The organism is Streptomyces sp. NPDC046859 (assembly GCF_040645135.1).
In the GTDB taxonomy this organism is placed as follows: domain Bacteria; phylum Actinomycetota; class Actinomycetes; order Streptomycetales; family Streptomycetaceae; genus Streptomyces.
The window spans coordinates 119,701-132,776 of sequence record NZ_JBEYXR010000012.1; the positions used below are offsets into that span (position 1 = coordinate 119,701).

The 13,076-nt window shown below is 75.1% G+C and carries 9 protein-coding genes; 3 read left to right on the forward strand and 6 right to left on the reverse strand.

Annotated elements, in window-relative coordinates; all coding sequences use genetic code 11:
• Positions 1 to 611: 611 nt before the first annotated feature.
• The 5 genes from ABZ899_RS19665 to ABZ899_RS19685 all read right to left on the reverse strand — a co-directional run bounded on the left by ABZ899_RS19665 (position 612) and on the right by ABZ899_RS19685 (position 6,956).
• On the reverse strand, positions 612 to 1,556 hold the full coding sequence (locus tag ABZ899_RS19665; RefSeq protein WP_361347539.1) for a hypothetical protein: 945 nt from the start codon (positions 1,554 to 1,556) through the stop codon (positions 612 to 614).
• 245 nt (positions 1,557 to 1,801) lie between these two features.
• Entirely contained in the window at positions 1,802 to 2,965 is a 1,164-nt protein-coding gene (locus ABZ899_RS19670; RefSeq protein ID WP_361347542.1) for a VWA domain-containing protein, read from the reverse strand.
• An 81-nt stretch (positions 2,966 to 3,046) separates the two neighbouring features.
• Entirely contained in the window at positions 3,047 to 3,214 is a 168-nt protein-coding gene (locus ABZ899_RS19675) for a hypothetical protein (protein WP_361347544.1), read from the reverse strand.
• Complete coding sequence (locus ABZ899_RS19680; protein ID WP_361347753.1) at positions 3,211 to 5,598, reverse strand: DUF5682 family protein; 2,388 nt, start codon at positions 5,596 to 5,598, stop codon at positions 3,211 to 3,213. The genes ABZ899_RS19675 and ABZ899_RS19680 overlap by 4 nt, the downstream gene beginning before the upstream one ends.
• Positions 5,599 to 5,825: 227 nt before the next feature.
• Positions 5,826 to 6,956, reverse strand: a complete 1,131-nt coding sequence (locus tag ABZ899_RS19685) for an AAA family ATPase (RefSeq protein WP_361347546.1) — start codon at positions 6,954 to 6,956, stop codon at positions 5,826 to 5,828.
• 145 nt (positions 6,957 to 7,101) lie between these two features.
• Between ABZ899_RS19685 and ABZ899_RS19690 the strand changes: the two genes are divergently transcribed.
• On the forward strand, positions 7,102 to 8,457 hold the full coding sequence (locus ABZ899_RS19690) for an SWIM zinc finger family protein (RefSeq protein ID WP_361347548.1): 1,356 nt from the start codon (positions 7,102 to 7,104) through the stop codon (positions 8,455 to 8,457).
• Between the two features lie 88 nt (positions 8,458 to 8,545).
• Positions 8,546 to 10,183 carry a DUF5691 domain-containing protein gene (locus ABZ899_RS19695; RefSeq protein WP_361347550.1) on the forward strand — a complete coding sequence of 546 codons (1,638 nt, stop codon included), beginning with the start codon at positions 8,546 to 8,548 and terminating at the stop codon, positions 10,181 to 10,183.
• 943 nt (positions 10,184 to 11,126) lie between these two features.
• On the opposite strand, the gene ABZ899_RS19700 is transcribed toward ABZ899_RS19695, so the two are convergent.
• The gene (locus tag ABZ899_RS19700) at positions 11,127 to 11,543 is read right to left on the reverse strand and encodes a cobalamin B12-binding domain-containing protein (RefSeq protein WP_062663918.1); all 417 of its coding nucleotides are present in this window, start codon (positions 11,541 to 11,543) and stop codon (positions 11,127 to 11,129) included.
• Between the two features lie 637 nt (positions 11,544 to 12,180).
• Here ABZ899_RS19700 and ABZ899_RS19705 point away from each other — a divergent pair.
• Complete coding sequence (locus tag ABZ899_RS19705) at positions 12,181 to 13,038, forward strand: alpha/beta fold hydrolase (RefSeq protein ID WP_361347553.1); 858 nt, start codon at positions 12,181 to 12,183, stop codon at positions 13,036 to 13,038.
• Positions 13,039 to 13,076 lie beyond the last annotated feature (38 nt).

The following is a 13,076-nucleotide window of genomic DNA, read 5'->3' on the forward strand; positions in this document are numbered from 1 at the left end:
CATGATGCCGCGATCGGTGGATATCACTGGCACGCCGTGCCGAACGCATGGACGAAGGGGAAGGGCCTCACCGGGTTGGGGTCGACCCGGTGAGGCCCTCTGAACAGCCCGGAAGCGAGGGAACTGGGCCGCTTCCGCGGGCTCTGGCCGGGGTGATCCCCACCCCAATGGGGATCACCCCGGCCTGTCCGCGGGGTCCGGGCCCGAACGACCGACGGTTTTCGGCCGTCCGGGTCCGTCCGCCCGCGAGTCGGATGGCCGGCGTCCTGATGACGCGGCGGCGCCGCACGGGCTCCGCGGGAGCGCTGCGGCGGCCGTGGGGGGGGCGGAGCGCTGGTGCCGGGTGCGGGGTGCCGGTGCGGGGTGCGGGGGTGCGCATGACGGGTGCCGGGTGCGCGGGTGCGCATGACGGGTGTCGGTTGCGTGCGCGGCCGGGCCGGGCAGCGGGCGAGGTGGCGCCGGCCCGGCGGTCGGGGGGCACAGGCTGCGAGGCGTCGCGGTCGCGGCTGTGCGGGCTGCGTAGCGGCGCTACAGCGAAGCGGCTCGGGCGGGCCGGGAGGGGCTGGGAGGCCCGGGAGGCCCGGAGAAGCTCCGGCGCCGGCGTTCGGCGGCTAGGCGGGCGACACCGGGACGTCCCCGTACCGGTCCCGCGTCTCGTCAGCCTCCGCCCGGACGGGGACGCCGGGCACCAGTCGCACCGGCACCCGGTACTCCACGGACACCGCGTGGGCGTCCGCGTACCGAGGGCCGTTGTTGTCCCCACCCGAACGGTGGCCCGGCACACCGGCCAGGTGATCCGCCGGCCCCTGCCGCACAGGGCCGTATCCGAACCGCGCGTCCGGCTGCGTGGCGACAGCGCCCGCGCCGCCGGACGCCGTGCCGTCCGCGCCGGTCGGGACGCTGGAGGCGAGTGGCTGAGCACGGCGCAGGTCGTTCCGGGGGCCGTACGCACCGGTCGATCCCTCGCCGATGCGTTTCGTGCGGTCACGGTGATTCCCCGGCGCCGGCGCCTCGGGCACAGTGGTCTCGCAGGCGGGCTGGGGCGTCGGCGCGGTCTCTTCCGGGACGCTGAGATCGGGCAGGCCGGGGAGATCGGGCAGACCAGGGACATCGGCCGCGGGCGGGTCCGGCAGGCCGGGCACCTCCCGACCGGGCCAGTGCGGCGTCCCGGGCGGTGTCGGTGAGGCAGGCGGTGCGGGGGGCGGCGGTGAGGCAGGCGGCGCAGGGGGTGGCGGCAGCTGCTTCCGCACCTTGGCGAATGCGCCGGAGACCGTCTGCTCGACGGTCCGCTCCACGTCCTCGGTCACGGTCCGGACGAGGTCGCGCACGGGCGGGACCACCGAAGTCGCATGCGGGGCCGTGTCCCGGCCCGCGGCCGGCTTCTCCGTCCCGTCCGTCCCGTCCGTCACCGCCACGGCCGTCGCCCGCGCACCCGTCACCGTCACGGACGCGAGCCGCGACTCCTTGTCCGCCACGCCCTCCGCCGCGTCGGCCCGTTCTCCCCAGAGCAGCCCGAGCACGAAGAGACCCCCGACGAGCAGTACCAGCTGGAGCACGCGCGGTGCGGCACCCGGTGAGGCGGCGGGCCGGGACACGGTGGGGGGCCTCCCGTGGGGTGGGGCGAAGGACAGGGGCCGCCGGGGTGCAAGCGCTTACGGAACACGTCACACCGCTGGCGGGACGCCGATCCTTGCACGCCCCTCCCGAGGTCGCGCAAGCCCTCGGTGACCGATGGGTCATCATGTCCGTTTCTGCCCGGAGTCCGGGACCACAGGCCCGCCGCCCGGCCGGTGACCGGCCGTCAGGGCGTGTCCGGCACCGGGATCGGCCGCTTCTCGATGGCCGCCGCCATCACCTCCGGGAACAGGTCGGGCGTGCAGGCGAAGGCCGGTGCGCCCAACGCCGCGAGTGCAGCCGCGTGTTCGCGGTCGTAGGCGGGCGCCCCCTCGTCGGACAGCGCCAGCAACGCCACGAACTGCACGCCCGACGCCTTCATCGCCGCGACCCGCTTGAGCATCTCGTCGCGTATGCCGCCCTCGTACAGGTCGCTGATCAGCACCACCACCGTCTCGGCGGGCCGGGTGATCTGCGACTGGCAGTACGCCAGTGCCCGGTTGATGTCCGTGCCGCCGCCGAGCTGGGTGCCGAAGAGCACGTCGACGGGGTCGTCCAGTTGGTCGGTCAGGTCGACCACCGCCGTGTCGAAGACGACGAGCCGGGTGTCGATGGACCGCATGGACGCCAGTACGGCCCCGAACACCGACGCGTACACCACGGACGCCGCCATCGACCCGGACTGGTCGATGCAGAGGACGACCTCCTTCTTCACCGACTGCGAGGCCCGCCCGTAGCCGATGAGCCGCTCCGGCACGATCGTGCGGTACTCGGGCAGGTAGTGCTTGAGGTTGGCCGCGATCGTGCGGTTCCAGTCGATGTCGTGGTGGCGCGGCCGGTTGATCCGGGCGCTGCGGTCGAGGGCGCCGGTGAGCGTGGCGCGGGTGCGGGTGGCGAGCCGCTTCTCCAGGTCCTCGACGACCTTGCGCACGACGGCCCGCGCCGTCTCCTTCGTGGTCTCCGGCATGGCGCGGTTGAGCGAGAGGAGCGTGCCGACGAGGTGCACATCGGCCTCGACCGCCTCCAGCATCTCCGGTTCCAGCAGGAGCGTGGACAGCCCGAGCCGGTCGATGGCGTCCCGCTGCATGACCTGCACGACGGAGGAGGGGAAGTAGGTCCGGATGTCTCCCAGCCAGCGGGCCACGGACGGCGCCGACGCCCCGAGTCCCGCCGAACGGTCCTTGCCCGTCTGCTTCTTGTCGCCTCTGCCGTAGAGGGCCGTGAGCGCTCCGTCCATCGCGGCGTCCTTGCCGGAGAGCGCGCACCCGGTGCCGTCGGCGTCGTCCCCGCCCAGCACCAGCCGCCAGCGGCGCAGCCGCTCGTTCGCCGGGTCCCTCAGTTCGGTCGTCATCAGTGTGTCCCCCTTCGGCACCGTTCCCGCCACCGGCTCATGCGCGCGCTCCCTCACGGACCCTGCGCGCCGGCATCCGCCTCACCGCCACGCCCCCTCGTGGCCCCGGCGCTCCCACAGCGGCATCACCGGCACCGTCCGGGGCGTCGCCGCCCGCCCCTGGGCCGGGGTCCGGCGCGGCTGCCGCGCGGCACCCGTCGTCCCGGCACCGGCGGGCTCCCCGCGCTCCAGCAGTCCCTCGGTCGTCATCCCGTCGCCCCCATAAGGTCGTCGGTGGCGGGGCGGCCGCGCCCGGCGGCCCCGTCCTCCGGCCCGTCCAGTCCCAGCAGCAGGCGTACGACCGGCACCACGGCGTCCGCCCGCTCGATGTCCAGCTCGTCGGCGAAGCCGGGTATGCCGCCCCCGGTGGCGCCCACGCCCTGCCGCTCCCCCGGTCCACGCCGGACCAGCTCGCCCAGCGTCCGCCGGACGCCCGGCTCGTACGCCGAGAAGGTGCGCCGCAGCAGCGGCAGCACGTCGGTGAACGCCTCCGCCGGCACGCCCGTCAGCCAGGTGTCGACCAGGCCGAGCAGCCGCTCGTCGTGCACGAGGAGCATCCCGCCGCCGGATCCCCCGCCGACGAAGCCCTCGATCCACGCCGCCGCGTCCGCCGGCGGAGTCCCCGGCGACAACGCCAGCCCCATCAGCCGCGCGGCGTCCTCCTGCCGCAGCTCCCCGTCGTCCAAGAGCAACCGCACCGCGCGCCCTCTGATGACGCCGGGCACGGTGTCCCTGCCGGACAGCACCCGCAGCACCCCGTGCCAGCGGGGCCGCATCCCGGTCACCGCGTCCCCGAGCAGCCCCAGGGCCCCGTGCACCGCGTCCACATGGCGCCGCATCTCGTCCGCCGCGTCCGCGTCGAGGCCGGCGCAGGCCGGGGGGAGGCCGACGAAGACACGCTCGGCGAGCCCGGCCGCCACCTCCGCCAGCGCGCCGGTGTCGGTGCCGCGTACATCGCCGTACCGCAGGGAGCGCACCAGCGCCGGCAGGGCCTGGGCGAGATGCCCGACGTCCGCGTCGAGCGCCGCCCGATCGGCCAGGACGCCCATCACCACCGGCAGTGCGTCCGGCAGTTCGGCCAGCAGGCAGCGCTCGGCCAGCGCCGTGACGTCGGCGAGCCCCTGCGCGGCGACGGCGTCGGCCTCGGCCTTGGCGGTGGCCGCGGCGAGCACGGTGGTCCCCCACACCCCGGCCTCGGCGACCCGCACCGCCAGCTCCGGCTCCCAGCGCAGCCGCCATGTCTCCCGGAAGGTCCCGGTGCTCCCCCGCGACGCGACCGGCTCGCCCCATGCCACGCCGAGCAGCCGCAGCCGGTGCAGCAGCCTGCTGCGCTCGGCGTCGTTCTCCCTGCGCAGGTCGAGCTCCAGCTCCCGCTCCAGCGCCTCCGGCTTGAGCCGCAGCCGGCGCTGGAGGCGGTCGAGGTCCCGCTGCAGCGGCACGGCCGGTGCCGCCTCCGGTACCTCCCCCAGCACGTCCCCGACGACCAGCCGGTCCCGGATCAGCTCCAGCGGCACGTCGGAGCCGTCGCACATCACCGCCCGGATCGCGTCGGTGGTCTCGCTCAGCCCCGGCAGCGGGCGGCCGCGCATCGCCGCCAGCGTCTCCGCGAGGCGGACCGCCTCGATGACGTGCGCCGAGGAGACGATGCGGTCCTCGTCCCGCAGCAGTCCGGCCACCTTGGTCATCCAGCGCTCGACGGGCCGGTCGGGCGCGCCGAACAGATGCCCGTACCACCCCGGCGAGTCGATGCCCGCGCCGTAACCGCTGGCGCGGGCCAGCCTGCGGTGCGTCCACGGCACCCAGGTCATCTCGGCCTTGACCTTGGGCAGCCCTTTCAGCAGCGCCTTGTCGGCGGTGACCGTGCTCTTCCGCCGCAGCGCGGGCACATGCCACGCCCCGCACACGACGGCCACGTCGTCCCCGAACTCACGCTGCGCGGCACGCACCTGGAGGCGCATGTATGCCTCGCGCACCAGGTCCCGGTCGTGCCCGCCGCTGCCGTACACCTCCCGCAGGGCGGCCATGGCCTCCTCCAGCCCCTGGAAGGGCGCGAACGCGTCCCCGCCGGCCGTGCGGTGCTCGACGACGTCCTCCCACCAGCGCTCGGGGTCGTCGTAGCCGGCGGTCTCGGCGAGCACGGCGAGGGGGTCGACGCGGACGTCGGCCGGGGCGTCCCCGGTGTCCTCGCGGCGGTCCTCCGTGTCCTCCTGCCGGGCGCCGGCCTCCGGTTCCGTGTCGCCGTCCTTGCTCCACGCCAGGGTGTGCGTGGCGGGCAGGTCGATGAAACGTGCCGGAACCTGGTGTTCCACGGCCCAGCGGAGCGCCACCCACTCCGGGGAGAACTCGGCGAGCGGCCAGAACGCCGACCGGCCGGGCTCGTCCACGGCGTGGGCGAGGAGGGCGACCGGTGGCCGCATGGCCTCGTCGCCGGCGAGCGGTACCAGGGCGTCGGCCTCGGGCGGTCCTTCGATCAGCACGGTGCGCGGCCGCGCCGCGTCCAGGGCCGCGCGGACCGCCCGCGCCGACCCCGGCCCGTGGTGCCGCACCCCGAGCAGCAGCGGCCCGGCGGGCCGGGCCCCGGAGGCCGCCCCCACGCCGTCGCTCGCGGTCTCGTCAACGCCTGTCACATCGACCCCCTCGCTCCGTGCACCCGTCTGTCCCCCGTTCACACCGCACCCGGCCCTCGCCGTGGCCGCTCACCCGGCCTGTGCGGCTCGCGGCGTCGCCGCTCATCCCGCCCGGCGGCCGCCGGACCCCGGCCGGCCGGACGCCGGGCCCGGCTTCGACCCGCCGCCGGGGCGGCCCCACCCGAGGTCGTCGCTCACACGCTCACCTCGCGGCAGGCGCGGTAGAAGTCCGTCCAGCCGTCCCGCTCCCGGACGACCGCCTCCAGGTACTCCTGCCAGATGACCCGGTCGGCGGCCGGATCGCGGACGACGGCGCCGAGGATGCCCGCGGCGACGTCCCCCGGCCGCAGCACCCCGTCCCCGAAGTGGGCGGCCAGCGCGAGGCCGTTGGTGACGACGGAGATCGCCTCGGCCGTCGAGAGCGTGCCGCTCGGCGACTTCAGCTTCGTCCGGCCGTCGGCCGTGACCCCGTCGCGCAGCTCACGGAACACGGTGACCACCCGGCGGATCTCGTCGGTGCCGTCGGGCGCCGACGGCAGATCGAGGGAGCGGCCGATCTGGTCGACGCGGCGGGACACGATCTCCACCTCCGCGTCGGCGCTCTCCGGCAGCGGCAGCACGACCGTGTTGAAACGGCGGCGCAGCGCGCTCGACAGGTCGTTGACCCCGCGGTCCCGGTCGTTGGCGGTGGCGATCAGGTTGAAACCACCGACGGCCTGCACCTCCTGCCCCAGCTCCGGTATGGGCAGCGTCTTCTCCGACAGGATCGTGATCAGCGTGTCCTGCACGTCCGCCGGGATGCGGGTCAGCTCCTCGACCCGCGCCGTCATCCCCTCCGCCATGGCCCGCATGACCGGGCTGGGCACCAGCGCGTCCCGGCTGGGGCCGTGCGCGAGCAGCTGCGCGTAGTTCCAGCCGTAGCGGATGGCCTCCTCCGGGGTGCCGGCCGTGCCCTGGACCAGCAGCGTCGAGTCGCCGCTGACCGCGGCGGCCAGGTGCTCCGAGACCCATGTCTTCGCGGTGCCGGGCACGCCGAGCAGGAGCAGGGCGCGGTCCGTGGCGAGCGTGGTGACGGCGACCTCGACGATGCGGCGCGGGCCCACGTACTTCGGGGTGATCACGGTGCCGTCCGGGAGGGTGCCGCCGAGCAGATAGGTGGCCACGGCCCACGGCGACAGCTTCCAGCGGGCCGGACGCGGACGGTCGTCCTGCGCGGCCAGCGCGGCCAGTTCGTGGGCGAAGGCGTCCTCGGCGTGCGGTCGCAACGCCTGGGCCTCCTCCGTCGCCCCCGGGTCGACGGACGTCGGCTCAACGGACACAGTCATGGCAAAGTCCCCCTCCAGCTCAGCCGGTTCGGATCTGGGTCCCACCCTGCACCACCGCACTGACAACACGTTGTGACCTGCGGAAACCCGGTCGTGAGCGGCCGCGCCGGACCGATTGTCAGTGGCGGGATCTACCTTCGGGGACATGACTCAGCAGGGGGTGCGCTGGACCGCGGACCAGGTGCTGGCACTGGCACCTGACGCCGCATCACGCAAAGCGGGAAGCAAACTCGGGGCGGCCGGGCCGTGGTCCGAGGTGGGGAGCTCCGACGAGGGGACGGTGTGGGGACTGTGCAAGGGCAGTGGCAGCAAGCCGTATCAGACGGTGATCGACCTCGCGGACGCTTCCGGACCCGCGTACAAGTGCAGTTGTCCCAGCCGTAAGTTCCCGTGCAAGCACGCGCTCGGGCTGCTGCTGCTCTGGGCGGGTGGGGACGGGGCCGTGCCGGACAGGCAGGCGCCGGACTGGGCGGAGCAGTGGCTGGCGGGCCGGCGGCAGCGCGCCCAGGAGAAGCGGGCGGCGGGTCCCGCGGGCTCCTCCGCGGCCGCAGCCGATCCGGAGGCGGCGCGGCGCCGGACCGAGCGCCGGGCGCTGCGGGTCACGGCGGGGGCGACGGAGCTGGAGCAGCGACTCGCCGACCTCCTGCGCGGCGGGCTCGCGGGCGCGGAGCAGGCGGGGTACGGGCTGTGGGAGGAGACGGCGGCCCGGATGGTCGACGCCCAGGCGCCGGGGCTGGCCGCGCGGGTGCGGGAGCTGGGGGCGATACCGGCCTCCGGTCCCGGCTGGCCGGTGCGACTGCTGGAGGAGTGCGCGCTGGCGCACCTCCTCGACCAGGGCTGGCTGGGCCGTGAGCGCCTGCCCGCCGAGCTGGCGGAGACGGTCCGCTCCCGTATCGGCCTGCCCTCCTCGGCGGACGGACCGCCGATACGCGACCGCTGGCTGGTGCTCGCGCAGTACGACACGGCGGACGTGAAACTGACGACGCGCCGGATCTGGCTGCACGGCACCGACTCGGGCCGCACCGCGCTCCTCCTCTCCTACGGGGCGGCGGGCCGCGCCCCGGAGCTGTCCCTGCCGGTGGGGCTGGCGCTCGACGCGGAGGTGGCGGCGTACGGGGGCGCCGGGCAGGTGCGGGCGGCCCTGGGCGAGCAGTTCGCACCGCCGGCGCCCACGGCGGCCCGGCCGCCGGGGGTGACGACGGCGGAGGCGGCCGCCCGGTACGGCGAGGCGCTGCGCCGCGATCCGTGGCTGGACTCGGTGCCGGTCACCCTGGACCGGGTGGTGCCCGTCGCGGACGGCGACGCGTGGCAGCTGGCGGACGCCGAAGCGGACTCGGCGCTGCCACTCACCGCGGCCGCCCGTTCCCGGCCCGGGCTGTGGCGGCTGGTCGCACTGTCGGGCGGCGCACCGGTCACGGTGTTCGGCGAGTGCGGCCACCGCGGTTTCACACCGCTCACGGCCTGGGCCGACGGGAGCGGAGAGGCGGTGCGCCTGTGGTGACCGCCGCGCGGCGCCCGTCCCCCGGCGAGCGCCCATCACCCCACGTCGGCCCCCGGCACGACGGCAACGGCAGAGAGGGACGACCGACATGAACAGCCCTTCCCTTCCCCTGGACGCCCCGGCGCCGGACCCCTGGGAGGAGCTCGTCACGGCCGCGCTACTGGGCACGGACCGGCGCACCCCGCCGGGATGCCCGCCCGGCCAGGAGGCTCCGGCCGCGCTGCTGGACCGCGCGGCCGTGGAGACCGTCCGGAGACGTGCCGGGCTGCGTCCGGCGCGCGCGGCGGACCGCCCGAGGCCCGCTCCTGAGGACGCGCGCCCGGCGCTTCCTCCGGCGGCGGCCCGCCGACTGGCGCTGCTGCTGGCGGACCGTCCGGGGGCGGGCGGGGGTGGCCGCCGGGGCTCGGCACCGGACCTGATGGAGCTGCTGCCGCAGTGGCTGGCCGCTGCCAACGAGCGGGGCTTCGCCCCTCCGCCGCAGTCCCTGCCCGCCTTGCTGGACGCCGCCCGGGGGCGCACGGATCTGCGGCCGGCGGCGCTGACTTTCGCGGGCCCGCGCGCGGTGTGGCTGGCCCGGCTGAACCCGGACTGGCGGTTCGCGCTCCGCACGGCGCCCGGCGGGGGTACCGCCCTGCCGCCGCTCGAGGACGCGGCCCAAGTGGGGCAGCTGTGGCAGGAGGGGCTGTTCGCGGAGCGGGTCGCCCTGCTCGCCGCGATCCGCGCCCGGGAGCCGTCGGCCGCGCGCGAGCTGCTGACCACGACCTGGGCGACGGAGCGGGCCGAGGACCGGCTGATGTTCCTGGACTCGCTGCGCACCGGACTGGGCCCGCGGGACGAGCCCTTCCTGGAGCAGGCGCTCGGCGACCGCAGCCGCAATGTTCGCGCCACGGCCGCGGAGTTGCTGTCGGCCCTGCCGGGCTCGGCGCTCGCGGCCAGGATGGCGGTCCGCGCCGGGGCGTGCGTGGCCGTGGACCACACCGGGGAGGCGCCCGCGCTCACCGTGGAGGCACCGCACGAGTGCGACGCGGCCATGGAACGCGACGGAGTCGTGGCCAAGGCGCCGCCGGGCCGGGGTGAACGGTCCTGGTGGTTCGGGCAGCTGGTGGAGGCGGCCCCGCTGGACACCTGGGCGAGGCGGCTCGGCGGGCGGTCACCGGAGGAGATCGTCGCCCTGCCGGTGGCGGACGACTGGCAGGGCGAGCTGCACGCGGCCTGGTGCCGGGCGGCGGTACGGCAGCGGGACGCCGCGTGGGCACGGGCGCTGCTCGGATCGCCGGCGGCACCCGAGGCGGGTGGTCCGGGGGCGGTGTCCCTGGCCGAGCGCGCCAAGCTCCTGGCCACGCTGAACGCGGGCGAACGGTCCGAGTGGGTGGCCGGGTTCATCGCGACGCACGGCCTGTCGGAGGCGTTCCAGCTGCTGGGCGTGTGCGCCGTGCCGTGGAGCGGGCCGCTCGGACGCGCGGTGGTCGACGCGCTCAACAACGCGCGGGACGCCGGGAGTTACCCCTGGTCGTTCAGCGGAGTGATGGGCCTGGCCGAACGCTGCCTCGACCCGTCCGAGGCAGCCCGCCTCGACGGCCTCCTGTCCATATCGGACGAGCCGGAGGACGCGTCCCCCGGAGCGACGGGCTACTGGGCGGAATCCTTCCAGCGCCTGGTCACGACGCTGCGGCTACGCGCCACGATGATCGCCGAACTGGACGGCAGGGAGCCGCCCCGGGGCTGACGGGCACACGGGCGTCGGCCGGGCCGGCAACCAGCGACCACGAGGGCGGCGACCGGTGCGGCCCATCTCAGGGGCACATTCGGGCTGGGCTGGAAGCGGCAGGACCCGGACCGGTACGCCGGAAACGGCTAGCCGCGGGCGGTTCCCCCGGGGCAGCCAGCCAGAGGAGGCGGAGCGGGAGGAGCCGGGGCGGGAAGGGCCGGGCGGGAGGAGCCGACCGAGGGCGGTGTCGGCCGAGGGCGGTGTCGGCCGAGGGCGGTGCCCCGGGACGATCAGCCCAAGGATGCGGACCGGGAACAGCCGCCCCGGGCCGGACAGCCTGGGAGGCCGGTCCGGAGTGGTGCTCCCAGGGCGGTGGGTCCTGAGGCGCCGTGCCTCGGGAAGGTGGGTCCACGGCGGGTGAACCCAGGGAGGCGCGTGGGACACAGACGGCCCAGGGAGGCGGGCAGGTCGGGAACGGACGGCTCAGGGAGGCGGGCAGGTCGGAAACGGACGGCTCAGGCCGGTGAGTACGGAGCATCTGCTCCACGGCGGTGGCCTCGCGAGGACGTGACCCCGGGGAGGCGGGCCCGCAGTGCCCGTCTCAGGGCCGCAAGCCGGAGCGGCGGGCTCAGATCGGGCCCCTTGGCGGACCCGCGCGGTGAGCCAGCCCGAATGCCGGGGCCGGGCCCGGCCCGGAACAGGCAGGCCCAGCCCCAACGCCGGAGTCGGGCCCGGACACGGAGGCCGGTCCGGCCCGGAACAGGCAGACCCGTGGAGGTAGGCCCGGCGATGCGGGGACAAGCCCCGGGGCGTCACCCCGGAGACGTGACCCCGGGGCCCCCGTCACCAGCGACGCCACCCGGCCTGCGGCCCGCGCCCCGCCACCCGCCGCCCGCGCCCCGCCAGAACACCACCCACCAGCCCGCACCCGCCAGGCCACCGCCCAGGCCGGCGCCGGCGCCTACGCCCCGGCCGGCTGCCGCACGTTCTCGCGGACCCAGTCCACGATCGACTGCGTCGTGGCGCCCGGCGTGAAGATCTCCGCGACGCCCTTCTCCTTCAGCGGGGCGATGTCCGCCTCCGGGATGATGCCGCCGCCGAAGACGAGGATGTCCTCCGCCTCGCGCTCCTTGAGCAGGTCGATCACCGCGGCGAAGAGCGTGTTGTGGGCGCCGGAGAGGATGGAGAGGCCGATCGCGTCGGCGTCCTCCTGGATCGCGGTGTCGACGATCTGCTCCGGAGTCTGGTGGAGCCCGGTGTAGATGACCTCCATACCGGCGTCGCGCAGCGCCCGCGCGATCACCTTGGCCCCGCGATCGTGGCCGTCGAGCCCCGGCTTGGCGACCACCACGCGGATCGGACCGGCTGCCACACCCATCACTGCCTCCATGAAGCGACTACATCCATCCGTACCGACAAGTACCGCTCATATATGAGGTATGCCGCGCTGGGCCTACATGTCATACATGGTGCACGTATCGCACTGTCCGTCACCCACCGTGCCGGACGTGCGACGACCGCACGGACGCCCGGGCCACACCGCCCGGAAGTGAACGCACGTTATCCCCAGCATCTCGCAACCGTCAGTTTCGCGGTGCTGACCGAGGGGCAAATCACACATGGGACACGTTCGCCGCGCACGTTCCCCTCATCGCGGCACATGCGCCGCGTTGACGAGTGGTGCGTACGTCGTGGACGGGACCACGCGCACAAGGAGCCGCAAACGAGGTCGTCGCACCACCGCGCCACCGGACGGCGCGCGTGGTGATGTGACACGTCGGCGGTGGCACGAAGGACATACAGGGCAGGTAAGGCACGTCAGCGGGAGCTCGTCGCCGCACCGGCGGCAAGCACCCTCAGGTCACCGGCGCGGCATGGCCGCCAGAGCCGGCGCACCACGCACGCCTCGCTCACCCCGCCTCCCTTCCGCTGCCCGCCGGCCGCCTCCGCCGCGACTTCCCACGAGGGCACACGGGGGCCGGAGCCGTCTCCTGCGTGCCACAAGGAGGTCGGCCATGAAGGTCACCGGGGCACTCCCCCTTCTCCCGCTCTGCCGACGCCTGCTCCCCAGCGGGCTCGCCGGCCTCTCCCTCACCCTGCTGAAGGCGACCGCCCTGGAGATCGCGATCCTGGCCGGCCATGTGCTGCTCTATCCGTGCGGCATCGCCCAGGAGCGCCGCTCACCCGGCACGCTCCCCGCGCGGGACACCGCCCAGCTGCCGACCGAGGCGGCACCGCCCGTCGTCCTCCTGCACGGCTTCATCGACAACCGCTCGGTGTTCGTCCTGCTGCGCCGCAGCCTCGCCCAGCACGGCAGGCATCAGGTCGAGTCGCTCAACTACTCCCCGCTGACCTGCGACATCCGCACCGCCGCCGAGCTGCTCGGACGGCACATCGAGGGCATCTGCGAGCGCACCGGCAGCAGCCGGGTCGACATCGTGGGGCACAGCCTCGGCGGGCTGATCGCCCGCTACTACGTGCAGTGCCTCGGCGGCGACCTCCGGGTCCGCACCCTCGTCACACTCGGTACACCGCACTCCGGCACCACCGTCGCCCCCCTGGCCAACGCGCACCCGGTCGTGCGTCAGATGCGCCCCGGATCGACCCTCCTCGAGGAGCTGGCCCGGCCCGCACCCGGCTGCCGTACGCACTTCGTGAGTTTCTGGAGCGACCTCGACCATCTGATGGTCCCGCTGGAGACGGCCTGCATCGACCATCCCGACCTGATGGCGCAGAACGTGCGCGTCACGGGCATCGGCCACCTCGCGCTGCCGATCCACCCGGCCGTGGCGACGGGCATACGGCAGGCCCTCGACACCGTTCACACGGAAGCGGGCACGCTCCGGGAGGCCGGCGGTCTGACGGTGGCGTGAGCGGTCCGGTGCCGGCTGATCACTCTCGGTCGAGCACC